This is a genomic window from Psychromarinibacter sp. S121, from assembly GCF_049801035.1.
Lineage (GTDB): Bacteria > Pseudomonadota > Alphaproteobacteria > Rhodobacterales > Rhodobacteraceae > Psychromarinibacter.
Genome location: NZ_JBNAGE010000001.1, coordinates 1,272,051 through 1,298,694, shown reverse-complemented (window position 1 = coordinate 1,298,694; position 26,644 = coordinate 1,272,051). Strand labels below are relative to the sequence as shown.

The 26,644-nt window shown below is 65.6% G+C and carries 27 protein-coding genes; 16 read left to right on the top strand and 11 right to left on the bottom strand.

The annotated features are described in order from the left end of the window. Positions 1–15 precede the first annotated feature (15 nt). Complete coding sequence (locus tag ACP156_RS06265; protein ID WP_425050449.1) at positions 16–462, bottom strand: type II toxin-antitoxin system RatA family toxin; 447 nt, start codon at positions 460–462, stop codon at positions 16–18. 72 nt (positions 463–534) lie between these two features. Here ACP156_RS06265 and hpt point away from each other — a divergent pair, with 72 nt between their 5' ends. Continuing rightward, the gene (gene hpt, locus ACP156_RS06260) at positions 535–1,086 is read left to right on the top strand and encodes a hypoxanthine phosphoribosyltransferase (protein WP_425050448.1); all 552 of its coding nucleotides are present in this window, start codon (positions 535–537) and stop codon (positions 1,084–1,086) included. Here hpt and ACP156_RS06255 read toward each other — a convergent pair. Beyond that, a complete protein-coding gene (locus ACP156_RS06255) occupies positions 1,064–1,981 on the bottom strand; it encodes a tetratricopeptide repeat protein (RefSeq protein WP_425050447.1) in 918 nt (305 codons plus the stop codon). The two genes, hpt and ACP156_RS06255, sit on opposite strands and share 23 nt — an antisense overlap. Before the next feature lie 96 nt (positions 1,982–2,077). Here ACP156_RS06255 and ACP156_RS06250 point away from each other — a divergent pair, with 96 nt between their 5' ends. After that, on the top strand, positions 2,078–2,254 hold the full coding sequence (locus tag ACP156_RS06250; protein ID WP_425050446.1) for a hypothetical protein: 177 nt from the start codon (positions 2,078–2,080) through the stop codon (positions 2,252–2,254). A gap of 10 nt (positions 2,255–2,264) precedes the next feature. On the opposite strand, the gene ACP156_RS06245 is transcribed toward ACP156_RS06250, so the two are convergent. Next, entirely contained in the window at positions 2,265–3,107 is an 843-nt protein-coding gene (locus tag ACP156_RS06245) for a LysR family transcriptional regulator (protein ID WP_425050444.1), read from the bottom strand. Between the two features lie 95 nt (positions 3,108–3,202). Between ACP156_RS06245 and ACP156_RS06240 the strand changes: the two genes are divergently transcribed. The 5 genes from ACP156_RS06240 to ACP156_RS06220 all read left to right on the top strand — a co-directional run bounded on the left by ACP156_RS06240 (position 3,203) and on the right by ACP156_RS06220 (position 7,860). Further along, complete coding sequence (locus ACP156_RS06240) at positions 3,203–3,670, top strand: cytochrome c (protein ID WP_425050443.1); 468 nt, start codon at positions 3,203–3,205, stop codon at positions 3,668–3,670. Positions 3,671–3,692: 22 nt separating this feature from the next. Further along, the gene (locus ACP156_RS06235; protein WP_425050442.1) at positions 3,693–4,583 is read left to right on the top strand and encodes a c-type cytochrome; all 891 of its coding nucleotides are present in this window, start codon (positions 3,693–3,695) and stop codon (positions 4,581–4,583) included. Between the two features lie 152 nt (positions 4,584–4,735). Further along, a complete protein-coding gene (locus ACP156_RS06230) occupies positions 4,736–5,746 on the top strand; it encodes a C4-dicarboxylate TRAP transporter substrate-binding protein (RefSeq protein WP_425050441.1) in 1,011 nt (336 codons plus the stop codon). Between the two features lie 52 nt (positions 5,747–5,798). Next, positions 5,799–6,416 carry a TRAP transporter small permease subunit gene (locus ACP156_RS06225; protein WP_425050440.1) on the top strand — a complete coding sequence of 206 codons (618 nt, stop codon included), beginning with the start codon at positions 5,799–5,801 and terminating at the stop codon, positions 6,414–6,416. 67 nt (positions 6,417–6,483) lie between these two features. Next, the gene (locus ACP156_RS06220) at positions 6,484–7,860 is read left to right on the top strand and encodes a TRAP transporter large permease (RefSeq protein WP_425050828.1); all 1,377 of its coding nucleotides are present in this window, start codon (positions 6,484–6,486) and stop codon (positions 7,858–7,860) included. Positions 7,861–7,867: 7 nt separating this feature from the next. On the opposite strand, the gene ACP156_RS06215 is transcribed toward ACP156_RS06220, so the two are convergent. Both ACP156_RS06215 and ACP156_RS06210 read right to left on the bottom strand, forming a co-directional pair. Next, positions 7,868–8,362, bottom strand: coding sequence for a hypothetical protein (locus ACP156_RS06215; protein ID WP_425050439.1), 495 nt, complete (start codon positions 8,360–8,362; stop codon positions 7,868–7,870). Continuing rightward, positions 8,362–9,333 (bottom strand): GNAT family N-acetyltransferase, encoded by a 972-nt coding sequence (locus ACP156_RS06210; RefSeq protein ID WP_425050438.1) that lies wholly within the window; start codon positions 9,331–9,333, stop codon positions 8,362–8,364. Before ACP156_RS06210 ends, ACP156_RS06215 begins: the two co-directional genes overlap by 1 nt. A 111-nt stretch (positions 9,334–9,444) precedes the next feature. On the opposite strand from ACP156_RS06210, the gene ACP156_RS06205 reads away from it, so the two are divergent. Next, a complete protein-coding gene (locus ACP156_RS06205) occupies positions 9,445–9,570 on the top strand; it encodes a hypothetical protein (RefSeq protein ID WP_425050437.1) in 126 nt (41 codons plus the stop codon). Here the strand turns inward: ACP156_RS06205 and ACP156_RS06200 are convergent. The 5 genes from ACP156_RS06200 to ACP156_RS06180 all read right to left on the bottom strand — a co-directional run bounded on the left by ACP156_RS06200 (position 9,567) and on the right by ACP156_RS06180 (position 16,039). After that, on the bottom strand, positions 9,567–10,658 hold the full coding sequence (locus tag ACP156_RS06200) for an ABC transporter ATP-binding protein (protein ID WP_425050436.1): 1,092 nt from the start codon (positions 10,656–10,658) through the stop codon (positions 9,567–9,569). The two genes, ACP156_RS06205 and ACP156_RS06200, sit on opposite strands and share 4 nt — an antisense overlap. Positions 10,659–10,672: 14 nt before the next feature. Next, positions 10,673–12,331 carry an alpha-amylase family glycosyl hydrolase gene (locus ACP156_RS06195; protein WP_425050435.1) on the bottom strand — a complete coding sequence of 553 codons (1,659 nt, stop codon included), beginning with the start codon at positions 12,329–12,331 and terminating at the stop codon, positions 10,673–10,675. 11 nt (positions 12,332–12,342) lie between these two features. Beyond that, a complete protein-coding gene (locus ACP156_RS06190; RefSeq protein WP_425050434.1) occupies positions 12,343–13,674 on the bottom strand; it encodes a carbohydrate ABC transporter permease in 1,332 nt (443 codons plus the stop codon). Between the two features lie 18 nt (positions 13,675–13,692). Further along, entirely contained in the window at positions 13,693–14,694 is a 1,002-nt protein-coding gene (locus ACP156_RS06185) for a carbohydrate ABC transporter permease (protein WP_425050433.1), read from the bottom strand. An 82-nt stretch (positions 14,695–14,776) separates the two neighbouring features. Further along, entirely contained in the window at positions 14,777–16,039 is a 1,263-nt protein-coding gene (locus ACP156_RS06180; protein ID WP_425050432.1) for an ABC transporter substrate-binding protein, read from the bottom strand. Positions 16,040–16,317: 278 nt separating this feature from the next. Between ACP156_RS06180 and ACP156_RS06175 the strand changes: the two genes are divergently transcribed. Genes ACP156_RS06175 through ACP156_RS06165 form a run of 3 tightly spaced genes read left to right on the top strand, consistent with a single transcriptional unit; the run spans position 16,318 to position 19,708 of the window. After that, positions 16,318–17,361: a LacI family DNA-binding transcriptional regulator gene (locus ACP156_RS06175; RefSeq protein ID WP_425050431.1), complete on the top strand. Its 1,044-nt coding sequence runs from the start codon at positions 16,318–16,320 to the stop codon at positions 17,359–17,361. 37 nt (positions 17,362–17,398) lie between these two features. Continuing rightward, positions 17,399–18,724 carry a GH1 family beta-glucosidase gene (locus tag ACP156_RS06170; protein WP_425050430.1) on the top strand — a complete coding sequence of 442 codons (1,326 nt, stop codon included), beginning with the start codon at positions 17,399–17,401 and terminating at the stop codon, positions 18,722–18,724. 3 nt (positions 18,725–18,727) lie between these two features. After that, positions 18,728–19,708 carry a glucokinase gene (locus ACP156_RS06165; protein ID WP_425050429.1) on the top strand — a complete coding sequence of 327 codons (981 nt, stop codon included), beginning with the start codon at positions 18,728–18,730 and terminating at the stop codon, positions 19,706–19,708. Between the two features lie 23 nt (positions 19,709–19,731). Here the strand turns inward: ACP156_RS06165 and ACP156_RS06160 are convergent, their stop codons facing one another. Further along, positions 19,732–20,481, bottom strand: coding sequence for a sulfite exporter TauE/SafE family protein (locus tag ACP156_RS06160; protein ID WP_425050428.1), 750 nt, complete (start codon positions 20,479–20,481; stop codon positions 19,732–19,734). Between the two features lie 109 nt (positions 20,482–20,590). Here ACP156_RS06160 and aepX point away from each other — a divergent pair, with 109 nt between their 5' ends. The 5 genes from aepX to ACP156_RS06135 all read left to right on the top strand — a co-directional run bounded on the left by aepX (position 20,591) and on the right by ACP156_RS06135 (position 26,618). Next, positions 20,591–22,201: a phosphoenolpyruvate mutase gene (gene aepX, locus ACP156_RS06155; RefSeq protein ID WP_425050427.1), complete on the top strand. Its 1,611-nt coding sequence runs from the start codon at positions 20,591–20,593 to the stop codon at positions 22,199–22,201. A 49-nt stretch (positions 22,202–22,250) separates the two neighbouring features. Then, positions 22,251–23,384, top strand: a complete 1,134-nt coding sequence (gene aepY, locus ACP156_RS06150) for a phosphonopyruvate decarboxylase (protein WP_425050426.1) — start codon at positions 22,251–22,253, stop codon at positions 23,382–23,384. Next, positions 23,381–24,484, top strand: a complete 1,104-nt coding sequence (locus ACP156_RS06145) for a 2-aminoethylphosphonate--pyruvate transaminase (RefSeq protein WP_425050425.1) — start codon at positions 23,381–23,383, stop codon at positions 24,482–24,484. The genes aepY and ACP156_RS06145 overlap by 4 nt, the downstream gene beginning before the upstream one ends. 151 nt (positions 24,485–24,635) lie before the next feature. Beyond that, positions 24,636–25,868 (top strand): aminotransferase class I/II-fold pyridoxal phosphate-dependent enzyme, encoded by a 1,233-nt coding sequence (locus ACP156_RS06140; protein WP_425050424.1) that lies wholly within the window; start codon positions 24,636–24,638, stop codon positions 25,866–25,868. A 138-nt stretch (positions 25,869–26,006) separates the two neighbouring features. Then, a complete protein-coding gene (locus tag ACP156_RS06135) occupies positions 26,007–26,618 on the top strand; it encodes a DUF4833 domain-containing protein (RefSeq protein WP_425050423.1) in 612 nt (203 codons plus the stop codon). The last annotated feature ends 26 nt before the right edge of the window (positions 26,619–26,644 follow it).

Here is a 26,644-nt window from a genome sequence, read left to right as displayed (position 1 = left end):
GGGAAATCCGCGGCCTCAGCCGTAAAGCGCGCGCGCGCGGGTCTCGAAGGCGGCGACGATACGGGCCATCGCCTCGTTGAAGACCAGCCCGATGGCTTTCTGCAGGACGAAGTTCTTGAATTCGAAATCCACGAAGAACGACACTTCGCAGCCACCGTCTTCAAGGTCCCGAAAGCTCCAGGTCGATTTCAGATATTTGAAAGGCCCGTCAATGTATTCCGTGACGATCTTAAGGTCATTCTCGTGCAGTTCCACCCGGCTGCCGAACCGCTCGCGGAACACCTTGAACGAGATCACCAGATCCGCCTCCATCAGCTTGCCGTACTCGGCGGGCACCACCTTGCGCACCCGCGCGGCGGCGCACCAAGGCAGGAATTCGGGATATTTCTCTACATCCGCCACAAGGTCGTACATCTGGCGGGCGTCATAGGGCAGCGTGCGGGTATCGGAATGCGTGGTCATGTGGCCGTGTGTCTGCTTTCAGGTGTCAGGGTCTTGTCGTATGGTCGCGGCCGGGGAAATCAAGGGGGTTCCATGTCTCAGCCCGACTACGTGGTCGATACGATGATCTCGGCCAAGGCCATCGCCGCGCGCATCGAGACGCTCGCCCGCGAGATCCAGGAGCGGTTCAAGGACACGGAGAAGCTCGTGGTTGTGGGGCTGCTGCGCGGGTCGTTCGTGTTCATCGCCGACCTCGTGCGCGAGATCGACCTGCCGGTCGAAGTCGATTTCCTCGAAGCCTCGTCCTATGGCGACTCGATGGAATCCAGCCGCGAGGTGCGCATCCTGAAAGACCTGCGCGGCGAGATCGCGGGCCGCGACGTGCTTGTGGTCGAGGACATCGTGGACACCGGGTTTACCCTGTCGCACGTGTTGAAGCTGCTGCAAAGCCGCGAGCCGAAACGGCTTGAAACCATTGCCCTTCTCGACAAGCCCTCGCGTCGCGAGGTGGACATCAAGGCAAGTTGGACCGGCTTCGAGATCCCCGACGAGTTCGTCGTCGGCTACGGTATCGACTATGGCCAGCGCAACCGGAATCTGCCCTTCATCGGCAAGGTGCGGTTTACCGGAGAAGACCCGGCTTGATCTCTTCCGCCGCGGCCATCGCCGCCTCGTCTACGAAATCCGCCAGATACGCGCAATCGGCCTCGTAGCCCGCAAGATCGTCGGGTTCGGCCTGCTCGATCCCGATCTGGCACCACGCCCAGCCCTCGGCGGGGTTGGTCCAGCCAAAGTCCCATTCGATCAGCCAGTAGGCCAGATTGATCGCGGCCTGCGAATGTCCCTGCTCGGCCGCCATGCGGTAGAGCGCAATGGCCGCCATCGGGTCGTAGGTCACGCCGTAGCCGTTCGCGTACATGGCGCCAAGATTCGACAGCCCGCGCACGCTGCCCGCCTCGGCGGCGGAATAGAACAGGTCAAGCGCATAGGGATAGTCCTGCCCCAGCCCATCCTCGATCACGTAGAGCCGGCCGAGGTTGTTCATGGCAAGCGCGTTTCCAAGGTCGACCGCCTGTTCGTAAAGCTCCGCCGCACGCTCCAGATCCGGGCCCTCTCCAAGCTGGCCCTTCTCGTACAGCCGACCAAGGTTCACCATCGAATGATCATAGCCAAGGGCAACGGCGCGTTCATAGTAGGCCGCCGACTTGACCGGGTCTGACGACGCATAGTGCTGGCCGAGGTTGTGCAGCGCGCGCTCGAAATCCTGCGCTGCCGATTTCTCCCACCATTCCAAAGCCTTTTCGGTGTCCTGCGCCAATCCGTTGCCCTTGTCATAGGCATCGGCCACAATGTTCTGAGCGTTGGCGTCGCCCGCCTCGGCGGCGGGCATCAGGACCTCGAGCGCGGCGGGGTAATCGCCGTCGATATAGGTCAGCCGCGCGGCGGCGATCTCGTCCTCGGTGGGCTGGGCATGGGCCGCGAGACCGGCAAGGCAGATGGCGGCGCAGACGGCGGCGGGCAGGAAAACGGTACGAAGCATGATGAATGGCTCTGACAATGGATCGAATGAACTCGGTGGCAGCTTAGTGAACCGCGTTAAGGCGTCAATCCGCCTCGGGCCGGGACTGTAGCGCCGATGTGGTTTCTTCGCGCAAAACGATGGGCGCAGAACCCGCCCTCGTGGGGGCGGGTCAAGCTGGTCGCGGCGATCATCGTGATCTGCCTGTTGCTTTATGCATACGAGCGTGTCTTCGGCTGGCCCGACTGGCTGACGCTGGAGCGGGCGCGCGCACCCAACCGCGTGGTGCGTTAGAGCACAGCCATCAAAGACCAGCCGCCGCCAGCGCCTCGACCAGCCGGTCCCGCACCACGGCGATGCGGGGACTGGCGGTCAGGTCTGCGTGGGTCGCGACCCACAGGGGCACCGACATCTCGGGCATCACACCGTCCAGCCGTTCGAGCCGGGGATCGTCACGGCCCAGTACGTCCGGCAAGACCGTGCGCCCCATGCCCGTGGCGGCCATCTCGCGCAGCGTGACGAAACTGTCCGCCGTGCCCGCGATCATGCTTGCGGGCACATGCTCGGCCACCCATTCCGCCGGGGCAGAGCGGGCCAGCACACGGGCGGGCGCGACCCAGCGGTCGCCTCCTCCGGGCGCGGCGTATATCCCGAACGACAAATCACCCGCGCGGACGCCCGCAAGATCCTCGGGCAGGTTCAGCGCGGGCCGCACCGCGATGTCGGATTGCATGCGGCCAAGGTCGAGATGCGCGTTCGAGCATTGCAGTTCCAGCCGCAGCCCCACCGCCTGCGCAGAGATATCCGCCAGAACACGCGGCAGCAGCGTATTGCACAGCGTATCCGTCGAGGTGATCCGCACCACGCCGGACAGCGGCGCCTGCGCCCCCTCGATCAGCCGGTCGACAGCCAGCACCGCCGCCTCGACATCGCGCGCCGCCTCGATCAGCCGCATGCGCTCGGGCGGCACGGCATAGCCCCGCACGGTCCGCTCGAAGATTTCACCGCCATGCCGGCCCTCGAAGGCCGCGATCCGGCGCAGCACGGTGGCGTGGTTCACGCCCAGCACCCGCGCCGCCGCCGCGACAGAGCCGTTCTCGGCCACTGCCAGCACGAAGCGCAGGTCATCCCAGTTTGCCCTCTGCATTTCCTCACATTGACGCCGCGAAAACAGCGACTGTCATTTCATTTTTTCACAGGTACCCTTTCCTACAGCAAAACCTTTTTACGGGAGAGCCAGAAATGACATTCACGCGAGCCACCTTGCTGGGCGGGATTGCAGCAACACTCGCCGCGACCGCTGTTTTCGCGGCCAGCCACGCCAACGTCGAAGGCGCGATCAAGGCGCGGCAGTCCCACATGCAGCTTTACGCCTTCAACCTCGGCATCCTCGGGAACATGGCCAAGGGCGAGGTGGCGTTCGACGCCGACGCCGCGCAGGCCGCTGCGGACAACCTTGCCGCGCTGGCCGCGATCAGTCAGGCCGCCTATTGGCCGGAAGGTTCCGACGCGGACTCGGTCGAGGGCACCAAAGCTCTGCCCGCGATCTGGGAAAGCGGATCGGACATCGGCGCCAAGGTCGCCGCGATGACCGAGGCCGCCGACGCGATGGCCGCCGCCGCGGGCTCGCTTGAAGGCGTGCAGGGCGCGATGGGCGCGCTCGGAGGTGCTTGCGGCGGATGCCATCAGACCTATCGTCAGACCAACTGAGGTTTGAACACAGGGGCACCTTATGGGCCGCATATCTTCCATCCTGGCCGTCCTGATCGTCATCGGGGCGGCCGTCTTCTGGTACGTCACACGGCCCGTCATGGCGGACGCCGAGGTTCTGGCCGGGATCGAACCCGATCTCGACCGTGGCGAATGGGTATTCTACGCGGGCGGCTGCGCCTCGTGCCATGCTCCCGAAGAAGCATCGGGCGAGGACAAGCTTGTCCTGTCGGGCGGGCGTCCGCTGGAAAGCGATTTCGGTACGTTCTACGCGCCCAATATCTCGCCCGACCCCGAACAGGGCATCGGCGACTGGTCCGCGCTGGACCTCTACAACGCGATGCACAACGGCGTTTCGCCGGAAGGCAGCCATTACTACCCGGCCTTCCCCTACACCGCCTATGTCCACGCGACGCCCGAAGACATCGTCTCGTTGCATGCCTTCCTGCAAACGCTTCCGGCCAGCGGCACGCCAAGCCAGCCGCACGAAGTAGGCTTTCCGTTCAACATCCGCCGCGCGCTGGGCGGGTGGAAGTTCCTGTTCCAGAACGACGACTATGTCGTGACCGCCGGACTGGACGAGACGACCACTCAAGGCCGCTATATCGCCGAGGCCTTGGGACACTGCGCCGAGTGCCACACCTCGCGCAACATACTGGGCGGACTGAACAAATCCGAGTGGCTGGGCGGCGCGCCAAACCCCAGCGGCCGCGGCACCATCCCGAACATCACCCCCGGCGCGCTCGACTGGTCCGAGGCGGATCTGGTGGAGTACTTCACCTCGGGCTTCACCCCGATGTTCGACAGCGCCGGCGGCCACATGGCCGACGTGGTCAGCAATCTGTCCCAGCTTCCGGAAGAGGACCGCGCCGCGCTTGCGGCTTATCTGAAAGCCGTTCCGCCCATCGAATAGGCAGACACGCCCTGCCCCGGATCACGCAGGCTTCAAACCCGCGTGATCCGGCCATGGCGCAGTCAGGCAATTTTGGCTTGGAGAACCGCGCTTTCCCGGACTAGGCTGCCGGTCATGACGGGCGAATGCCCGCGCGAAACAGGGAGGAAACCATGACCCATCTGATGGGCAGGGTCGCGCTTGCGGCCCTTGCAACTGCATTCGCTGGCGAAGCGCTCGCCGTGGAATGGAATGTCTCGGTCTGGGGCCAGCGCCGCGCCTTTACGGAACACATCGAAAAGATCGCCGAACTCGTAGAGGAGAAGTCCGGCGGTGATTTCACGATGAACGTGTCCTATGGCGGCCTGTCGAAGAACACCGAGAACCTCGACGGCATCTCGATCGGCGCCTTCGAGATGGCGCAGTTCTGCGCCGGCTATCACCGCGACAAGAACCGCGCGATCACCGTGCTGGAACTGCCCTTCATGGGCGTGTCCAACCTCGAGGAAGAGGTCGCGGTGTCGAACGCGGTCTATGCTCACCCTGCGGTGCAGGACGAGATGGCGCAATGGAACGCGAAGCTTCTGATGACCTCGCCCATGCCGCAGTACAACATCGTCGGCACCGGCGATCCGCGCACCACGCTGGCCGATTTCGACGGCATGCGCGTTCGCGCCACCGGCGGCATCGGGGACGCGTTCAAGTCCGTGGGCGCCGTGCCCACCTCGATGACCGCGTCCGAGACCTACAACGCGATGGAATCCGGCGTCGTCGACACGGTCTCCTTCGCCCAGCACGCGCACCTGTCGTTCCGCACCATCGACATCGCCGACTGGTGGACCGAGAACCTGAACCCCGGAACGGTGAACTGCCCCGTCGTGGTGAACATCGACGCCTACAACGACCTGTCGGACGAGAACCGCGCGATCCTTGACGAGTCGGTCGACGAGGCGATCGCCTATTACCTCGACAACTACGGCGAGTTGCTGAACCGCTGGGAAGAGGTTCTGGCCGAGAAGGGAGTCGAGAAGGTGCAGATCTCGGAGGAGGTTCTGGCCGAGTTCCGTGACACCGCCGGCAAGCCGATCCACGACGCATGGATCGAAGAGATGAGCGCGCAGGGTCTGCCGGCGCAGGAACTCTACGACCTCGTTCTGGAAACGCTCGAGAAAGAGCGGATGTAACCCGATCCCGCCCCGGGCCGGTCCCGGGGCGGATTTGCAAGACCGTAAGCGCATGTCCTCATCTTCCGTCCTAACCGACGACACGGCCCTGTCGCGCGCCGACCGCGCGTGGTTGCGGCTGGAGGCCACGATGAACCTGATCGGGGGCATCGTGATCTTCATGCTCGTCCTTCTGGCCGTGTGGAACGTGCTGGGCCGCAAGTTCCTTGGGATGCCGGTGCCGGGCTACGTCGACTGGACACAGCAATTCATGGCCTGTTTCGCCTTCCTCGGCCTTGCCTACTGCCAGCGCGAGGGCGGCCACATCCGCATGGACATCGTCGTCAGCCGCCTGCACGGCCGCAGCCTGTGGTTCGCAGAGCTCTTGTCGGTGATCTTCATGCTGCTGCTGACCACCGCGCTGATCTATGGCACGTGGTTCCACTTCCAGCGCTCGTTCGACTGGTCCGCTCCGATGTGGTCGCGCGACAGCTCGATCGACATCGCCTTGCCGCTGTGGCCCGCGAAGCTGCTGGTGCCGGTGGCGCTGGCTGTGCTGTGGGTCCGGCTGGCGCTTCAGATCTGGGGCTTTGGCCGCGCGCTGGTGCGCAACGACCCTGCACCGGTGGCGGTGCCGCTGATCGAGGATCCGGCCACGCAAGCCGCACATGAAGCGGAGACCGTGGAATGACCACCCCCGCCAGACCGACGAGGCCCGCGTGGACGCATTGATAGACATGAAGGCGCTGCTGGCGGACATGGACGTGTTCCGCATGTCCCTGTGGCTGACCGGTGCGCTTGTGGTGCTGGTGATGATCGGCGTGCGGGTGGCCTTCGCAACCGCGTTCATCGGGTTTCTGGGCCTGTGCCTGTTCTTCATGTCGAAGCAGGGGTTCGACAAGGGTCTGATCACCGCGATGAAGCTGGCGGGCCAGATCCCGCATTCCAAGTCCACGACCTATTCGCTGTCGCTGATCCCGACCTTCATCCTGATCGGCTATCTGGCCTATTACGCCGGTCTGACCCGCTATCTGTTCGAAGCGGCGCGGCGCTGGGTCGGCTGGCTGCCCGGCGGGCTGGGCGTGGCCACCGTGTTCGCCACCGCGGGCTTCGCGGCGGTCAGCGGCGCATCGGTCGCGACCTCTGCGGTCTTCGCCCGCATCGCGATCCCCGAGATGCTGAAGATCGGCTACGACAAGCGCTTTGCGGCGGGTGTGGTGGCGGCGGGCGGCACGCTGGCGTCGCTGATCCCGCCGTCCGCGATCCTCGTGATCTACGCCATCATCGTCGAGCAGTCGGTCGGCAAGCTGCTGCTGGCGGGCTTCCTGCCCGGCGCGGTCTCGGCGCTGATCTATGCCGCGCTGATCATCGGGCTGGCGCGGATGCGGCCTTCGCTCGGACCGCCGGTCGGCGGCTTCACGTGGCGCGAACGGCTTGCGTCGCTGCCCGGCACCACGCCGATTCTGCTGGTGATCGCGATCATCGTCTACTCCATCTACTTCGGCTGGGCCACGCCGACCGAGGCAGGCGCCTTGGGGGCCTTCGTGGTGCTGGTGATGGCGCTGTGGCAGGGCATGCGCTGGGGCCAGTTGCGGGGCGCGCTGATGGAAGCCGCGAAGCTGACCGTGATGATCTTCACGATGATCTGGGGTGTGCTGATCTACGTCCGCTTTCTTGGCTTCGCCAAACTGCCCGAGGCCTTCGCGGACTGGATCGGTTCGCTGGACCAGCCGGCCTATCTGACGCTGCTGATGATCCTGCTGGCCTATGTCGTGCTAGGCATGTTCATGGACGCCATCGGCATGCTGATCCTGACTTTGCCGGTGACCTTCCCGGCGGTTCTGGCGCTGAACGGCGCGGTCGGCGGCGAACCCGGCGCGCTGGGCATGACGTCCGAGGAATGCGGCATCTGGTTCGGCATCATCGTGGTGAAGATGGCCGAGCTTTGCCTGATCACACCACCAATCGGCCTGAACTGTTTCGTGGTGGCGGGCGTGGCGCAGGACAACAAGCTGCCGATCTCGGTGCAGGACGTGTTCCGGGGCGCCTCGCCCTTCTTCATCGCGGACGTGGTGACGGTGGCGGTGCTGATCGCCTTCCCCGGCATCGTGCTGTGGCTGCCGAACCTACTGTGACCCGGTCCTAGCCGCCGGTGCAGGGCGTCAGGTCCAGCCGGATCACCGCCTTCTGGTTCCAGTCCGTTTCAAGCCCCGAGACGTTCACCCACAGCACGCCATCCTCGACCCGCAGGCGCTTGCCGCTGATCGGCAGCGTCGTCGCTTCGGGGTCGAGGCGCGCGCCGGTCAGCACCGGGCAGCCGTCGCCGAAGTCGATGACGTAGCCGTTGAAGCGGGCCTTGTAGAACTCTTGCGGGCCGGTCTGCGAGAAGTCGAGCGTCACCGAGTCCGCATCCGCGTCGACCATCAGCGGGATCAGGTCGAAACCCGCCTTGCGGCCCAGCGTCTCGACGTCCAGTTCGACGCGCGGCCCCACGGGCGCGGTCAGGACCGTCGTCTCGAACATCGGCTGATCCGGGTCGTCCCACGTTTCGATGTGAAAGCTAAGGGTCCGGCCATCCAAGCCATCGGCCAGCACCGAAGCCGGCAGAAACGCCAGCAACACCAGAAACATGCGCATCAACTGTCGTCCGTAATCGAATAGGGTTCGGCAAGCATTGCGGCGGTTTGGGCAGCCTTGCAAGAGGTTTCGCGCCGCCATGGCGGAACCAGCGCCGTCGGGCCGAGCCAGCGCGCCGTTGCTCCCGTTCCCAGCTTGAACCGCGCCAGCCCCGGCGCGTTCACCGTGTCGAGCGGACCAAGGTCCAGCCGCGCCCGCCCGTGCCGCGCGAAATGGCGCATCGCCTGCCACAGCAAAAGGTGGTGCGCCGAGACCGCCCTGCCCTCCGGCCCGTTCCAGCCAATGTGGTAGGTCGCGCCGGGGGCATGGTCGAGGAACAGCATCGCCGCGACCGTGTCGCCCTTCAGGCGGGCGGTAAACAGGCGCGGCGGCGGCCCCTTGCAGGCGGTCCATGCCGCAAGAAAGGCGGGAGGCAAGCCACGATAGCCGCGCGTCTTCGCCTGCGCCCGGTCGAGGGAAAGAAGCCAGTCGAGATCGGCGGCAGAAGGTGCGGTCACGGACACCTTGAGGCCCGCAGCTTCCGCTTTGACAAGCCGGTTGCGCCATTTCTGATGCAGGCGGCAGCGCATGATCGCGGGCTCGGGGGCCAGCGGAACCTCGGCCATGCAAACGGGCGTGACCAACGGCACCGTGCCCGGCACCCGGCCTTCCGCCACGCAAAGCAGCAATCGAGGACCGCCGCCGGGCAGCGCGCGGCGCAGGGCATGCAGCGCGGCGCAGGTGTCGCCCTGCGCCACATGCCAGACCGGCCCGCGCGACAGCCAGCCCAGCCGCAGCGGCCCGACACGGCGCACAACGACCTGCGCCAGTCCCAGAAAGCAGCCGCCGTGCCAAAGCTCTGCCCGACGCACGGTGCCGCCCATCGCCTGCACCGCCGCGCCGTACCGCCAGCTTTGCTGCAGCGCACCGGCGTTGGGTGACAGCGCAGCGGTCCACGCGCGTTCGGTCAGGCTGTCCCAGCGTATCTCCACCCGCTCAGGATGCGGGCCGAAGGTCTAACGGGCCGTTAACGGGGACGCTTAACCGGGTCGCAACGATTTCAGGGCAAGCTGGCGGATATGAAACGGAAACCGCACACCGTCATGGGCCGGTACATCCCGCCACCGCGTCCGACCGTCTGGACGGGCCTGCTGGTCGCGACCGCCGGGTCGGCGGTGTTCCTTGTCGGCCTGTCGCTGTTCAACCTGCTGTTCCGGGGCGCGCCCTAGCGGTACAGCAGCGACTTACCGTCCATGAAGACATGCACCTTCGACGGGTCCGCCGTCAGCCGCAGGTTCTGGCCGCGCTGGTCGGCGTGGATGCCGGGCAGCTTCGCGACCAGCGGGTCCTGACCGCGCTCGGACACGAAATACAGCAGCGTCACCTCGCCAAGCGCCTCGACGATATCCACCTGCCCGTCGACCGCGTACTGGTCGCCGGTGGCGATCGTCAGGTCCTCGGGGCGAATGCCCACGTTGACGGTCTTGCCCATGTCGGCCTCGGTCGTGGGGACGTGCGACACAGCCGTCCCCTCGCCATCAAGATCGACGGTGGTCTGCGGACCGGTGCCGACGATCTTCCCCGGCAGCAGGTTCATCGAGGGCGAGCCGATGAACTGCGCCACGAATTCGTTCTCGGGCTTCTCGTACAGCTCAAGCGGGGTGCCGACCTGGCTGATGCCCTTGTCGGCCAGCACCACGATCCGCGTCGCCAGCGTCATCGCCTCGACCTGATCGTGGGTGACGTAGATCATCGTGGACTCGGGCATCGACTCTTTCAGCTGCGCGATCTCGATCCGGGTCGCCACCCGCAGCGCGGCGTCGAGGTTGGAAAGCGGTTCGTCGAACAGATAGACCTTCGGGTCGCGCACGATGGCCCGGCCGATGGCGACCCGCTGCCGCTGACCGCCGGACAGCGCCTTGGGCAGGCGGTCGAGGTACGGCTCCAGCTGCAGGATCTTCGCCGCGCGCGTCACGGCGGCGTCGATCTCTTCCTTCGTCTTCTTCGCGATCTTCAGCGAGAAGCTCATGTTGTCCCGCACCGTCATGTGCGGGTACAGCGCGTAAGACTGGAACACCATGGCGATCCCGCGCTGGGCGGGCGGGACGTCATTCACCAGAATATCGTCGATCTCCAGTGTGCCCGCGCTGATCTTCTCCAGCCCCGCGATCATCCGCAGAAGCGTGGACTTGCCGCAGCCCGAGGGGCCGACGAACACGATCAGTTCGCCGGTTTCGATCTCGAGATTGATGCCCTTCAAAACCTCGACGGAACCGCCATAGGTCTTGCCGACATCCTTCAGCTTGAGGTCCGCCATGGTTCTTCTTCCTCCTAGCCGTTCTTGACGCCGAAGTAGGCCGCATGCGGGGCCAGCGTCACGGTCTTACCTTGTTCCGTGGTATCGTAGGGCGCATCCGCCGCGCGGGTCCAGTCGCCGTCCGGCAGATCGACCGTCGCTTCGGCGCCCGCGAAGTTGAACGCGCACACCAGCGTCTCGCCGTCATGGCTGCGCGACATGACCAGCGTTTCGGGCGTCGCCGAATGGACCGTCAAAGTGCCCTTCGCAAAGGCCGGGTGCTGCGCGCGGAACGCGATCATCGCGCGGTAGAACGCCAGCGTCGAGCCAGCGTCGTCGTCCTGCACCGACACGGCGCGGTTGACGTGTTCCATCGCCACCGGCAGCCACGGCTTGGCTTCCGAGAAGCCGCCGTTGTGGTTGTCGCGGCTCCAGACCATCGGCGTCCGGCAGCCGTCGCGGCCCTTGAACTTGGGCCAGAAGCGGATGCCATAGGGGTCTTGCAGATCCTCGAAGGCAACATAGGCCTCTGTCAGGCCCAATTCCTCGCCCTGATACAGGCAGACCGAGCCGCGCAGGGTCAGCAGCAGCGACGCCGCGAGACGCAGCCCCGCCTCGTCCATGTGCCAGCGCGACGGGTGCCGCACAACGTCGTGGTTCGAGAAGGCCCAGCAAGCCCAGCCGTCGCCGATGCCTTCCTCGTAATCGTTCAGCACCTGCGCCACGTGGTCGCCCGACAGCGGCTGGTTGGCGAGGAAGTCGAACCCGTAGGTCATGTGGACCTTGTCGCCGTCCGAGGTATAGGCCGCCTGAATCTCCATTCCGCGCTGCGCTTCGCCCACCTCGCCCACGGCGGTCGAGCCGGGGTACGCGTCCAGCACGGCGCGGAAGCGTTTCAGGAACTCGAGGTTCTCGGGCTGGTTCTTGGAATACAGGTGGTTTTGCCAGTTGTACGGGTTCACCGCCGGCGCGGTCTTGTCGTTCCGCTCGGACGGGTCCAGCGCCGGGTTGTCGCGCAACTCTTTGTCGTGGAAGTAGAAGTTGATCGTGTCCAGACGGAAACCATCGACGCCGCGTTCCAGCCAGAAGCGGGTGATATCCAGCAACTCGTCCTGCACATCCGGGTTGTGCAGGTTCAGGTCGGGCTGCGAGGTCAGGAAGTTGTGCAGGTAGTACTGCATCCGCTCGCCGTCCCATTCCCACGCCGAGCCGCCGAAGATCGACAGCCAGTTGTTGGGCGGCGATCCGTCCGGCTTGGCGTCGGCCCAGACGTACCAGTCCGACCGCGCGTTGTCCGCCGAGGCGCGGCTTTCCTTGAACCACGGATGGTCCTCGGACGAGTGCGAGATCACGAGGTCGATCAGCACCTTCAGCCCCAGCTCGTGCGCCCGCTCGATCAGCGCGTCGAAGTCGCCCAGCGTGCCGAACATCGGGTCGACGTCGCGGTAGTCCGAGACGTCATAGCCGAAGTCCAGCATCGGCGACTTCATGAAGGGCGAGATCCAGATCGCATCCACGCCCAGCGACGCGATGTGCGGCAGACGGTGGATGATCCCGGCAAGATCGCCGACGCCGTCGCCGTTCGAGTCCTGATAGCTGCGCGGATAGATCTGGTAGATCACCGCGCCGCGCCACCAGTCGGGGTCCGAGGCGGAGTTGTCGGGTTGCGGGATTTGGGGGTCGAGGAGGTTCACGATTTACTGCCTTACTTGACGGATCCGGCCAACAGGCCGCGGACCAGGTATTTCTGCATGAAGAAGAACACGACCAGCGGCACCGCGATCGACACGAACGCCGCCGAGGCGAGGATTTCCCAGTTGCCGCCCCGCGTCCCCAGAAGCTCGACGATCTGGTTGGTCATCACGGTCGTCTCGCCGGTGGCGTCGATCAGGAAGACCTTGGCGACCAGCAGGTCATTCCACGTCCACAGGAACTGGAAGATCGCGAAACTGGCCAGCGCCGGGAACGACAGCGGCAGGATGATGCGGGTGAAGATCTGGAAATCGGTGGCGCCGTCGACCTTGGCGTTTTCGATGATGTCGCGCGGCAGGCCGACCATGTAGTTGCGCAGCAGGTAGACCGCCAATGGCAGGCCGAAGCCCGTGTGCGCCAGCCAGACGCCCAGATAGCCCTTGCCGATGCCGATGTTCAGGTGAAGCTTAAGCAGCGGGATCAGCGCCAGCTGCAGCGGCACGACCAGCAGCGCCACGATATAGGCGATCAGCAGCGCGCGGCCGGGAAAGTCCATCCACGCCAGCGCATAGGCCGCGAAGGCCGCGATCACGATGGGAATGACCGTCGCCGGGATCGTCACCGTCAGCGTCGACATGAAGGCGCGGCTCATGTTGTCGGTGGTCTGCGCCCCCGCCGCCCGCCCCGAGGACAGGCCGAACAGCGCGATCAGCGCCGCGAACAGAAGGATGCCGCCGATATAGGGCAGCCACGGCCCGATGCCGCGTTCGGTATCGCGGAAGATGTACCACAGCACACCGCCGAAGATCAGCGACGCGATGGCGTAGATCACGATGTTCTGCGCCACGTCCTTGCCCAGCACCGTGTCGTAGTTCGACATGGTGAACTCGGGCGGCACCGTTGAAACCACGAAGATCCGCTGGCCGCGCCCCGAAGGTTCCTCGGCGCTTTCAAGGCGATAGCTGCCGTCATCCTGAACGGTGATGGTGCCGCCGCCGCGCAACTCGGCGGTCTCGCCCGCCTCGTAGGCGCTGAAATCGCGGGCCGAGGTGCCCCATGCCGACACCGTCAGCGCGCCACGGTCCGCCTGTTCGAACAGGTTGCCCTCGATCACGTAAAGGTCGCCCTCGCGCACCGCGCTGTCGGCGTCCCCGGTCCGCAGGGTCAAGTTCTGCTCTTGCGGGAAGACGGCCTTCCACCAGCCCGACGCGGCGATCTGGTCGGCGGTGCGGAAGGACGAGATGAACAGGCCCACGGTGGGCAGCATCCAGAGAAACACCAGCGCGGCGACCGAGATGTGGACCGCCCATGTCAGGCTGGATTTGGAACCGGCGATATTGTCCATTGCGTGTTCCCCCTGCCCTCAGCGCATTTCTTTGCGCGCGTTGCGCACGTTCCAGATCAGGATCGGCGTCACCAGCACCATGATGAACATGGCCGCCGCCGAGCCGACGCCCCAGTCAAGGGTGCGGAACAGCTTGTCGTACATGTAGTTCGCCAGAACCTGCGTCTGCCATTGCCCGTTGGTCATGGCGAAGACGATGTCGAAGACCTTCAGCACGACCAGCGTGATCGTCGTCCAGACCACCACGATGGTTCCCATGATCTGCGGCACCTTGATCTTGAAGAAGATCTGGAACGGGTTCGCGCCGTCGATGATCGCGGCCTCGATGGTCTCTTCCGGGATGCCGCGCAGCGCCGCCGACAGGATCACCATGGCAAAGCCGGTCTGGATCCAGATCAGCACGATCATCAGGAAGAAGTTGTTCCAGAAGGGAATGGTCAGCCACTGCTGCGGCTCTGCCCCGCCGAGACCAAGGTAGATGGCGTTCAGGATACCGATCTGTTCCTGCCCAAGCGGCTTGGCGTCGTAGACGAATTTCCAGATCACCGAGGCGCCGACGAAGCTGATCGCCATCGGCATGAACACCAGCGACTTGGCGATGCTGCCCCACTTGATCCGGTCGGTCAGTTGCGCGGCCAGCAGGCCGAAGGCGGTGGACAGGCCGGGGACGACCAGAAGCCACAGGAAGTTGTTGCGCACCGCCTCCCAGAACTTCGTCTCACCGAACATTTTCTGATGGTTTTCAAGCCCCACGAACGCGCCGCCTTGCGACCGGCTGGTCAGCGACAGGCGCAGCGTCTCGAACACCGGGTAGGTCAGGTACAGCGTCAGGGCGAACATCGCGGGAAACAGGAACAGCCACGGGCGCACCATGTTCGCGCGGTTGATATTGCGGCCGATATTGGCGCCGCGGGCCGGGAAGATCACCTTGTCGAGGATCAGGTTCGAGAAATAGAAATACCCGATACACCCTCCCACGCCGACGACGATTGTGACGAGCGCCTGCAACGCTGGGCTCATGGCGTGTCCTCCCCGATGGTCCGTTCCGGATCGTCCGGGCCATCAGCGGCCCGGACGGTTGTCTTGCAGCGGTGCGATCCGCTTACTTCAGCGCGTCCCAGCTGTTCTGGATCTCGGTCGCGACCGCTTCGGCGTCCTTGCCGCCCGCGTAGTCGACCATGCCGGTCCAGAAGCTGCCGGCGCCCACGCCGCCCGGCATCAGGTCCGATGCGTCGAAGCGGAAGGTGGTGGCCGAAAGCAGGATCTCGTTCATCTGGCGCTGGCTGTCGCTGGCGAAGGCGTCGAGGTTCACGCCGGTGTGCGGCGTCAGGAAGCCCGACAGGCCCATCCAAATCTCGTGCGCCTCGGGCGTTTGCAGGAACGCGATCAGCTCATGCGCCGCCTCGTTCTCGTTGGTGATCGCCCAAAGCGTACCGGCGCCCAGCACCGGGGTGCCAAGGTCCTTCTCGGCGTAGGCCGGGAAGTAGAAGAAGTCGGCGTCGACGCCCACTTCGGTGCCTTCCGGGAAGAACGCCGGGATGAACGAGGCCTGACGGTGCATCATGCACTGTGCGGGCACGTCGAACAGGCCCTTGGGCGAGTCACGGAAGTCGGTCGACGCCACCGCGCCACGGCCGCCGGACACCTTGTCGTCCTCGATGAAGGACCCGAATTCCTCGATCGCGGCGACGATGCGTTCGTCGTTGAACGGGATCTCGTTGCTGACCCAGCCGTCATAGACCTCGGGCGGCTGCGTGCGCAGGACAAGATCCTCGACCCAGTCGGTCGCCGGCCAGCCGGTCGCGCCGCCAGAGCCCAGACCGACGCACCACGGCGTTTCGCCGTCGGCAATCATCTGCTCTTCAAGCGCCTTCAGGTCTTCCATCGTCTCGGGGATCTCGTAGCCGAAGTCCTCGAAGTTCTCGGGCACGTACCAGACCAGCGATTTCACATCGACCTTGTAGAAGAAGCCATACAGCGCCGGGCCGTCGGGGCCTTCATAGGTGCCGAGATCGACCCACGACTGACCGGCGGCGTAGTTCTCGCCGACCCAGCTTGCCACGTCCTCACCCAACGGCGTCAGGAACCCGCGCGACGCCATGTCGGCGGCCAGACCGGGCTGCGGGAAGATCGCGATATTCGGGGCCGAGCCGGCCTCGGCGTCGACGACGATCTGCTGTTCGAAACTGTCCGAACCGACGTAGCGGACATCGTGGCCCGACTGTTCGGCGAAGGCGCCAAGCACCTGTTCGACCATCTCCTGGTCCGGGCCAAGCCACGGGCCGAAAACCGTCAGCTGCTCGGCGTTGGCCATGCCGGCCGTCAGCGCGACAGCTGCGGCGCCTGAATAAAGTACGTGTTTCATAGGGTATCCCTCCCGGTTCGGCGCTGTGCGCCTTTCCACTGAACGAAGCGCCGGATCTCACCAAAGCGCTTTGGGCGATGAAAGGCTCTTTGATTGGTAATTAACTGTCAACCGGGATTCGTCAAACGGGCAAAATGTAACAGTTATTTCTGCACCTGCATTGACGCACCGCAGAATGCTTAGTCTTTGACCTTCTGTCCGGCGGGCTCTAGGGTCAAAGATACGCTCAAAGCGCTTTGGCGTCGTCCGCGGCGCCCCGCTCGAATGATCTGCTGCCCATGAACCTCAAGCAACTCTCTGAAACCCTTGGACTTTCCCAGACAACCGTCAGCCGCGCGCTGAACGGCTATCCCGAGGTTGCAGAGGCCACCCGCCGCAAAGTGCTGGAAGCTGCGCAAGCGCATAATTACCGCCCGAACGCGCGCGCGAAAAGCCTGGCGACCGGCCGGTCCATGGCGATCGGCCACGTGATTCCAGTCTCCGCCAAGCACGAGATGGTAAACCCGATCTTCGCCGACTTCGTGGCGGGCGCAGGCGAAGCCTATCTGCAGCATGGCTTCGACATGGTGCTGTCGCTGGTGCCCGACGACGGCGAGGAAGCCGCCTATCGCGAGCTTGCCGCGAAACGGTCCGTGGACGGCATCATCGTACACGGCCCCCGCACCGACGACGAGCGCATCGCCATGCTGCGCGACATCGGCCTGCCCTTCGTGGTCCACGGCCGCATGTCCCGCCATGCGGACGATTACGACTGGGTCGACGTCAACAACCTGCGCGCTTTCTACCGCGCGACCGAGTTCCTGCTGGACCTCGGCCACCGCCGCATCGCGCTGATCAACGGGCTGGTGTCGATGGATTTCGCCGCCCGCCGCCTTGACGGCTTCACGCAGGCGTTGGCCACGCGCGGCATCGCCCCCGACCCGGACCTGATCCGTTCCGACGAGATGACCGAGGCTTACGGCTATCGCTCTGCCGGAGAGATGCTGGACCTTGCCGACCCGCCGACCGCCTTCCTGTGCTCGTCGATCATCGCCGCACTCGGGGTGCGCCGCGCGATCGAGGCGCGCGGGCTGGCGATGGCGCGTGACGTGTCGATCATCACCCACGACGACGACCTCAGCTATCTGTCGAACCGCGGCGAGGTGCCGATCTTCACGGCAACCCGCTCATCCGTGCGCGACGCGGGGCGGCTTTGTGCCGAGCGCGTCATCTCGTTGGTACAGAACCCTGTTCAGCCTGCGCAGCAGGTCCTACTTGAAGCCGACCTGACCGTGGGCCAGTCCACCGGACCGGCCCCGGCCCGCACCGCCCGAGACACCTGACCGACCTCCCGGTCCGGACCCGAACCACGAGGACTACATGAGACATACCCGCGCCGACTTCCCGAAGGATTTCATCTTCGGGGCCGCAACCTCTTCCTACCAGATCGAGGGCCACGGACAGGGCGGCGCAGGCCGCACCCAGTGGGACGACTTCGCCGCAACCCCCGGCAACGTGGTGCGCGCAGAGAACGGGGCACGCGCCTGCGACCACTACAACCGGTTCGAGGAAGACCTTGATCTGGCTGCGGGAATGGGCCTTGACGCCTACCGCTTCTCGACCTCGTGGGCGCGCGTTCTGCCCGAGGGCACCGGCACGCCCAACCCCGAGGGACTGGATTTCTACGACCGCCTTGTTGACGCGATGCTGGCCCGTGGGCTGAAGCCGTTTCCGACGCTGTATCACTGGGAACTGCCCTCGCCGCTGGTCGACAAGGGCGGCTGGCGCAACCGCGACATTGCCGAATGGTTCGGCGAGTTCACCGAGGTCATCATGGGCCGCATCGGCGACCGCGTCCACGCCGCCGCGCCGATCAACGAGCCGTGGTGCGTGGCGTGGCTGAGCCACTTCATGGGCGCGCATGCGCCCGGCGTTCGCGATATCCGCGCCGCGGCCCGCGCGATGCACCACGTCCTGCTGGGCCACGGCCGCGCGATCGAGGTGATGCGCGGTCTGGGCATGAAGAACCTCGGCGCGGTGACGAACCACGAATACGTTCTGCCCGCCGACGAATCCGACGAGGCCGCCGCCGCCGCGCGCATGTACGACGGCATCTACAACCGGTGGTTCCTAAGTGGCATCTACTCGGGTACCTACCCGCCCGACGTGCTGGACATGCTGGAAGCGCACATGCCGAAGGGTTGGGAGGATGACATGAAGTCCATCTCGCAACCCGTTGATTGGGCTGGCATCAACTACTACACCCGCAAGCTTGTCTCGCCCGGAGACACCGGCCTTCCCGGCGACCTGCACGAAGGTGTCGGCGACCTGCCGCAGACCACGATGGGTTGGGAGATCTATCCCGAGGGCCTTTACGGCATGCTGACCCGCGTCGGTCAGGCCTATGCCCGCAACATTCCGATCTACGTGACCGAGAACGGCATGTCGGCATCGGACGTGATCCAGAACGGCGAGGTCCACGACCAGCACCGGATCGACTATCTCAACATCCACATGGACGCGGTGCAGAAGGCGATCTCGGAAGGGATCGACGTGCGCGGCTATTTCATCTGGTCGCTGCTGGACAACTACGAATGGGCGCTTGGCTATGAAAAGCGGTTCGGCCTGATCCACGTGGACTTCGACACGCTGGAACGGACGCCGAAACAGTCCTATCACGCGCTGAAGACCGCGCTGAAGAGGTAGCCCATGGCCCGCACTCCCGACCGCTACTCGCTTGTCGCCGACATCGGCGGCACCAACACACGGGTGGCCCTTGCCGAACGCCTGCGCGTCGTACCGGAAACGGTGCGCCGCTACCGCAACGCGGATTATCCCGGGCTCGACTCGGTCCTGCGCGAATTCCTCGAAGCCGAGGGCGGCGTGGACTGCTCGGGCGCCTGTGTGGCGGTCGCGGGGCCGGTGCGGGACGGCGTAGGGCAGTTGACGAACCTCGACTGGCGGATCGACGCGGCCAGCGTGGCGAAATCCGCGCAGGCCGAGACGGTCTCGATCCTGAACGACCTGCAGGCGCAGGGCTTCGCGCTGGAACATCTTGCGCCCGACAGCCTGCGCCCGATCATCCCGATGCCCGACGCCGCGCCCGATGCCACCCGTCTGGTCGTCGGTGCGGGCACCGGCTTCAACTCGGCCACCGCCTATCACACCCGCCGCGGCCGCATCGTTCCGCCCGCCGAGGCAGGCCACGCCAACATGCCGATCCGCAACGAGGCCGACCTCCGGCTGGCGAAGTTCGTCGAAACCGCGCACGGCTTTCCGGGCATCGAGGATGTTCTGGCCGGACGCGGGCTGGAACGGATCTATGCATGGGTCGGGCACGAGGCCGGCGACCTGCGCGAGAAGCGCGCCGCCGACATCATGGCGGGCCTCGCCGATGGCAGCGATCCGAGGGCCGAGGAAACGGCGAAGGTCTACGTTCGACTGTTCGGCTCGGTCATCGGCAACCTCGCGCTGAACGTGCTGCCCTTCGGTGGCATCTACCTGATCGGCGGCGTCGCCACCGCCTTCGCCCCCTATCTCGAACGGTTCGGCTTTACCGAGGCGTTCCGCGACAAGGGCCGCTTTGCCGGCTTCATGGGCAACTTCGGCGTCTCGGTGGTCGAGGACGACTATGCCGCGCTGACCGGCTGTGCGAGCCACCTGGAAGAGGTGATGTCGCACGACACCTGAGGCGGTAAACCCCGGAAGGCGCCCTACCCGAGCGCCTTCCAGATCATCCGCACCGCGATCAGCGCCAGCAGGGCAAGGATGATCCGGTCGAACAGCTTCGCGGGCACGAAGCGCGCGATGTAGTTGCCCACCGGCATGAAGGCCAGAAGCGGCACGATGGCGGCGACGCCGTAGGCCACCAGTTGCCAGTCCATCAGCCCATAGGCCCAAAGCACCGGGATCTGCACCACCGACATCAGCGCGAAAAAGACCGAGATCGTGGCAAGGAAGGCCAGCCGGTCCAGCCGCATCGCGTTCAGGAAGCTGATCGAGACCGGCGCCGAGATGCCCGTGGCCCCTTGCAGGTTGCCCGCCACGAAGCCCGCGGGCCAGACGACCCGCAGTGCAGCCGGATAGCTTAGCCCCCAGTCGGGCCGCGCCAGCCGGAACGCGATGTAGAACAGCACGGTCACCGCCACCGCCAGCAGCAGCAGGTTCGACGGCACCAGTGCGAGGATCACGCTGCCGGTGCCCGCGCCGATCGCGCCGGACAAGGCAAGGCCCAATGTGAACGGACGCGGCAGCCTTGATTTCCGATACTGCCAGCCCTGCCACAGGTTGCTGAAAAGGTTGGGAATCACCATCACGGCGACCGCCAGCTTCACGTCGAAGAACAGCGCCAGAACCGGCACCGCCACCACCGGCGCCCCTGCCCCGACCGCGCCTTTCAGCAGCCCGCCAAGCGCCAGAGCCACGAAGATAAGCGCGAACTCGCCCACCAACTCGGCGCTCATGCGCAGGGCCTGTTAGCGTCGGTCATGTCGGGGGGTCCTCCCATTTACTTCGCGGCCCCGATGGGTCAGACCAAGGGGAGTTGTCCGCCTCCGTAAAGGTCCCCGCATCGTGCTGCAACGCCATGATCGTTCCAAGTTCACCCAGCTTCGCGAACTTCTTCAGTCGAAGGACCTGTCCTTCCTGATGGAGGCGCATTCCGGCCTGTCGGCCAAGATCGTCGAAGAGGCCGGCTTCGGCGGCGTCTGGGCCTCGGGCCTGTCGATCTCGGCCACGCTGGGGGTGCGCGACAACAACGAACTTTCGTGGACGCAGGTGCTGGACGTGCTGGAATACATGTCCGACGCGACCACTGTGCCGATCCTCGTGGACGGCGACACCGGCTATGGCAACTTCAACAACTTCCGCCGCCTGGTGAAGAAGCTGTGCCAGCGTGGCATCGCGGGCGTCTGCATCGAGGACAAGATCTTCCCAAAGACGAACAGCTTCCTCAGCGAGGGCGACGACCTTGCCGACATCGAAGAGTTCTGCGGCAAGATCAAAGCGGGCAAGGACACGCAGGAACACCCGGATTTCTCGGTCGTGGCCCGGATCGAGGCGCTGATCGCGGGTCAGGGCATGGACGAGGCGCTGAAGCGCGCCGACGCCTATGCCGACGCGGGCGCCGACGCTCTGGTGATCCATTCGCGCAAGCGCGACGCCGACGAGATCCTTGAATTCAACCGGCTGTGGGACCATTCGCGCTGCCCGGTGATCGTCATCCCGACCAAGTATTACCGCACGCCCACCGACCAGTTCCGCGACGCGGGCGTGTCGACGGTGATCTGGGCCAACCACAACCTGCGCGCCGCGATCCAGTCGATGCGCGAGGTCAGCCGCAAGATCTTCGAACAGCAGACGCTGCTGGAAATCGAAAGCGAGGTCGCGCCCCTCGAGGACGTCTTCGCGCTGGCCAATGCCAGCGAGCTGGAAGAGGCCGAGAAGGTCTATCTTGCCGCGCAGCCCGAACGGTCCGCCGTGATCCTCGCCGCCACGCGCGGCAGCGACCTTGGCGCGCTGACCGAGGACCGGCCCAAATGCATGGTCAACGTGCGCGGCCAGTCCATCCTTGCCCGCCAGTTGGATGCCTTCCGGCGCGAGCACGTGAAGAACGTCACCGTGGTCGCCGGCTACTGCCACGACGCGGTCGAGGGCGAGAACATCTCGAAGGCGCTGAACCCGGACTACGCCACCACCGGCGAGGCGGCCTCGCTCGCCTGCGCCCGCGATGCCCTGACCGGGGCCGCGATCGTGGGCTACGGCGATATCGTGTTCCAGCCGTTCTTCGTCAGCCTCTTGGGCGACCGGACCGAGGATTTCGTGGTTCTGGTCGATCCCAACCTGACCGGCACCGACAAGGACCGCGACCTGGTGGCCTGCTCCGCGCCCTACGAGGGCGGGTTCGCGACCGGTGCCGCGCCGAAAGTCCGCCAAATCGGCGAGGTGGACGCAGCGGACGGCCAGTGGGTCGGCCTGCTGGGCATGTCGGCGGACGGCACCGCCAAGCTGCGCGCGGAACTCGACCGGATGGAGGCCGAAGGCGTGCTGGCGCAGGCCGACATGGCCGCCGTGCTGACCCGCCTGATGGCGCGCGGCGAAACGGTGCGGGCGATTTACGTGTCCGGCAACTGGGCCAACGTCAACGACCTTGCCGACCTCTCCGAAGCCCGGAACACGATGTGATGACCGCCTTGCAGGCCCCCGGAATGTCCGAGAAAATTCGGCTTTCCCGATGATCGACGCTCCTGACTTCATCGCCGCCGCCGCCGAGCGCGGCATCTCGTTCTGGACGGGTGTTCCCTGTTCCTTCCTGACCCCGCTGATGAACGCGGTGATCTCCAGCTCCGACGCCGCCTATGTCGGCGCGGCCAGCGAGGGCGAGGCCGTGGCCATCGCCGCCGGCGCATGGCTCGCCGGGCGCGAGACGGCCGTGATGTGCCAGAACTCGGGACTTGGGAATACGGTCAACCCGCTGACCTCGCTGAACTTTCCGTTCCGCATCCCGACGCTGGTGTTGACCACGTGGCGCGGTCAGCCCGGCATTGGCGACGAGCCGCAGCACGAACTGATGGGCCAGATCACGCAAGGGCTTTTGGATCTGGTGCAGGTGCCCAACGCGCCCTTCCCGGCCAGCGCCGCCGCCATCGGCCCCGCTTTGGACACCGCGATGGCGCGGATGGCGGAAACGTCGCTGCCCTTCGGTTTCGTGCTGCCAAAGGGCGGCGTGGCCAAGTCGCCGCTGGACGAAACGCCGGTCGCCGCGCGCCCCGCCTGCACGCCCGAAGGCGCCTTCACCGCCGCCGAACCGCCGCGCCGGGTCGAGGTGCTGGACCTTATCCGTGCCTCGGTGCCCGATGACACGGGGCTGATCGCCACCACCGGCTATTGCGGGCGCGAATTGTATGCGCTCGATGACGCGCCCGCGCATCTTTACACCGTCGGGTCCATGGGCGGCGCAAGCGCCATCGGCCTTGGCGCGGCGCTGAACACGGACCGCGAGATCGTCGTGCTGGACGGCGACGGCGCGGCGCTGATGAAGCTGGGCAACCTTGCCACCATCGGGGCCGAGCAACCGGCGAACCTGACTCACGTTATCCTCGACAACGGCATCCACGAAAGCACCGGCGGCCAGCGCACCGTGTCGCCCGGCGTCGACTTCGCCACCGTCGCCAGCGCCTGCGGCTATGCCTTCGCGGGCCGCGCCGACACGCTTGAGGATTCTGGCACGCTGCTGCGCGCCGCTCTTGCAACCCCCGGCCCGCGCCTTCTGCATCTGAAGGTCTCGCCCAGCCGGATCGAGAACCTGCCCCGGCCCAAGGTGACGCCGGAAACCGTCGCCCGCCGCTTCCGCGAGTATCTTGCATGACCGACACGCCGCTTTTGCTGACCCCCGGCCCGCTGACCACCACCGAAAGCGTGAAACGCGCGATGCTGCGCGACTGGGGGTCCCGCGACCCGGAGTTCGAGGCGCTGACCGCCGGGGTGCGACAGGGTCTGCTGCGGATCGCAAACGCCGGCGACGACTATACCGCCGTCCCCTTGCAGGGCTCGGGCACCTTCGCGGTCGAGGCGATGATCGCCTCGCTGGTCGCGCCCGACGATGGCATCCTCGTGGTGTCGAACGGCGCCTACGGCAAGCGGATCGCCGAGATCTGCGCCCGCATGGGCCTGCGCCACAGCGTGCTGGACCTGCCCGACCGCGCGCCGGTGCCCGCCGCCGCCGTGGCCGAGGCGCTGGCCAGCGGCGGGCCGTTCCGTTTCGCCGCCGTCGTGCATTGCGAGACGACTTCGGGCGTGCTGAACCCGATCGCCGAGATTTCGGAGATCTGCCGCGCGGCGGGAACCGAAGTGCTGGTCGACGCGATGTCGTCCTTCGGCGCGCTGCCCTGCGACGCGGGCGCGCTGAGATTCGCGGCACTGGCCGCATCGTCCAACAAATGCCTTCAGGGCGTCCCCGGCGCGGGCTTCGTCATCGTCCGCAAACCGCTGTTGTCGCGCGACGATCACAACTCGCCGTCGCTTGTGCTGGATCTTGCGGCCCAGGATCGGCAGTTTTCCGCTGACGGTCAGTGGCGCTTCACACCGCCGACACATGTCATCGCGGCGCTGGCGCAGGCGTTGGACGAGTTGCAGGCGGAAGGCGGGCCCGAAGCGCGCCGCGCGCGCTATGCCGAAAATTGTACGCTGTTAATCAAGGGGATGGCGGATCTGGGCTTTCGCCCGGTGCTGGAGCCCGCGACGCAGGCTCCGATCATAGTTTCCTTTGGGGAACCCGAGGATGCGTGGTTCGATTTCCAACAGTTCTATGACAGGCTGAAGGACGAAGGCTTCGCGATTTACGCGGGAAAGATGCGAGACCACGCAACCTTTCGCGTCGGAGTAATCGGCGACGTCTCTCCCGCAGACATCACGGCCTTCCTTGGCGCAGCGGCACGCGTGACGGCGGCGATGCAGGCGCGTCACTAAGTGTTTCAGGGCGTTACAACCCGGCAAGGCGCGGGGATTTTTGCCGGTGCCATCCGGCAGGGCTATTGTTAGTGCTGCTAAATCCGGTAGGTTGGCGCAAACAGGCAGACGCACGGGCAGTCCGGGCAGGGCGCTGTCCAAGGAGGTTTTGATGGTTTCAGACGGCAAGCCGGAGCGCCCGAGCTTTTCTGCAGTGGCAGAGCGACGGTTTCGGCTCGCAGGGAAGTCCATCATCGAAAAGGGTCACCCCTATTTCGTGCCCGTGGACCGGCTTGAGCAGATGTATTCCTCGAAGCCCGAGGGCTACGTCAGCCTCGCGCATTACGATTATCTCGGCCTTGCGCGTCATCCGGAGGTCATCGCGGCCTCGACCCAGGCGATGCAGGATTACGGCGCGGGCGCCGGAGCGTCGCGCCTTGTCGGCGGTGAACGCACCGCGCACCGGGCGCTGGAACGCAACCTTGCCGAGTTCCTCGGCGTCGGCGACGTGCTGTCGCTGATCTCGGGCTACCTAACCAACCTGTCGCTGATCAATCACCTGCTGGGGCCGCGCGATCTTGTGCTGATCGACAGCCTTGCGCACAACTCCATCGTGGTGGGCGCCAAGTCCGGCCGGTTCGAGTGCCGCACCTTCGAACACAACAACTTCGACGACCTCGAAGCGCAGCTTAAGGCGGCGCGCGGCGAATACCGGCACGTGCTGGTGGTGGTCGAAGGGCTGTATTCGATGGATGGTGACATTCCCGACCTGCCCCGGCTGGTCGAGATGAAGAACCGCCACGATGCATGGCTGCTGGTGGACGAGGCGCATTCCTACGGCGTCCTTGGCCGGAACGGCAAAGGCATCTGCGAGCATTTCGGCATCGACCCGTCCGAGGTCGAACTGTCGGTGGGCACGCTGTCGAAAAGCTTCGTCTCGTCGGGCGGCTTCATCTGCGCCAATGCCGAAGTGATCGCGTGGCTGCGGTTCACCCTGCCCGGTTTCGTCTATTCCGTGGGCTTGTCGCCTGCGACCACCGCCTCGGCCAACGCGGCGGTGAACATCCTTCGGCGCGAGCCCGAGCGGGTGGAACGGCTGAAACAGAAGTCCCGCCTGTTCCGCGACACCGCGCGCGCGGCGGGGCTGGAGCCCGGCAACGCCATCGGCGAGGCCGTGGTGCCGCTGCATTTCGAGACGCCCGAGCAGACGATGATGATCAGTCAGGTTCTGATCGAGCACGGCATCTACGCGCCGCCCATCGTTCAGGTCGGCGTGCCGAAGGACCAGCCGCGCATCCGCTTCTTCTTCTCCGCCGCCCACCGCGACGAGGATATCCTGCGCGCGGTCGATGTGACCGCCGCCGCGGTTCATGGCGACTTGCCGGTCAAGATCGCAAGTTCCTGAACGTTTTCCGTGTCATGGGCGGTATGCCCCCGCCGGAAGCCGGCGACGTATGACGCCACAGGCAGAAGCCCGCCTATAAGCGCTGGCCGGAACACGCGATCCTCTCGCCTGCCCCCGTGCCCGCGCTATAGTTGAACCATGGACCGGCGTCATTTCATCGGCACCACGGGTGCGGCCCTCGCGGCGGCCTCCCTTCCCGGGGCGGCCTCGGCGGCGCGGTTGCAGACGATCCGCGTCGACCGCCAGCCGCGCCTGCCGCTGGTTCAGCCGGACTGGCCCGTGCCGGAAGACCCCAACCAGATGTTCTTTCTGCAGCGGTCGACCAACGAGAACACCATCGTATTCGCCGCTCGCTATGACGCTGCCGGCACCCTGACCTATCCCGATGCCGTTAGCATCTACTGGCGCCGCTACGCCGACGACGGCGAACGAAAGCCGCTGAAACCCATCGAGCGCCTGTTGGCCTTCGGCGTGAACATCAGCCGCCGCGCCACGGCCGGGCAGTTCAACGTGGCGTTGAAGCCGCTGCCGCAACTGTCGATGGTGCTGCTTCAGACCGGCCCGTTCAAGGCGCAGGTGCTGGGCCGGATCGGCGGCGAGACGGCGCGGGTCGTCTATGCCTATGCCGAGGTCGACGAAAGCGGGCTGTTGCCGCGCGTGACGCAACTGTCGGTCCACGGGCTGCTTCCGGCAGGAGCCGGTGCGATTTCCGAGTATTACGCGGTCTCGGGTGGCGAACTTCAGCAATAATCCACTGGCGCCCGCCCCGTCACCGT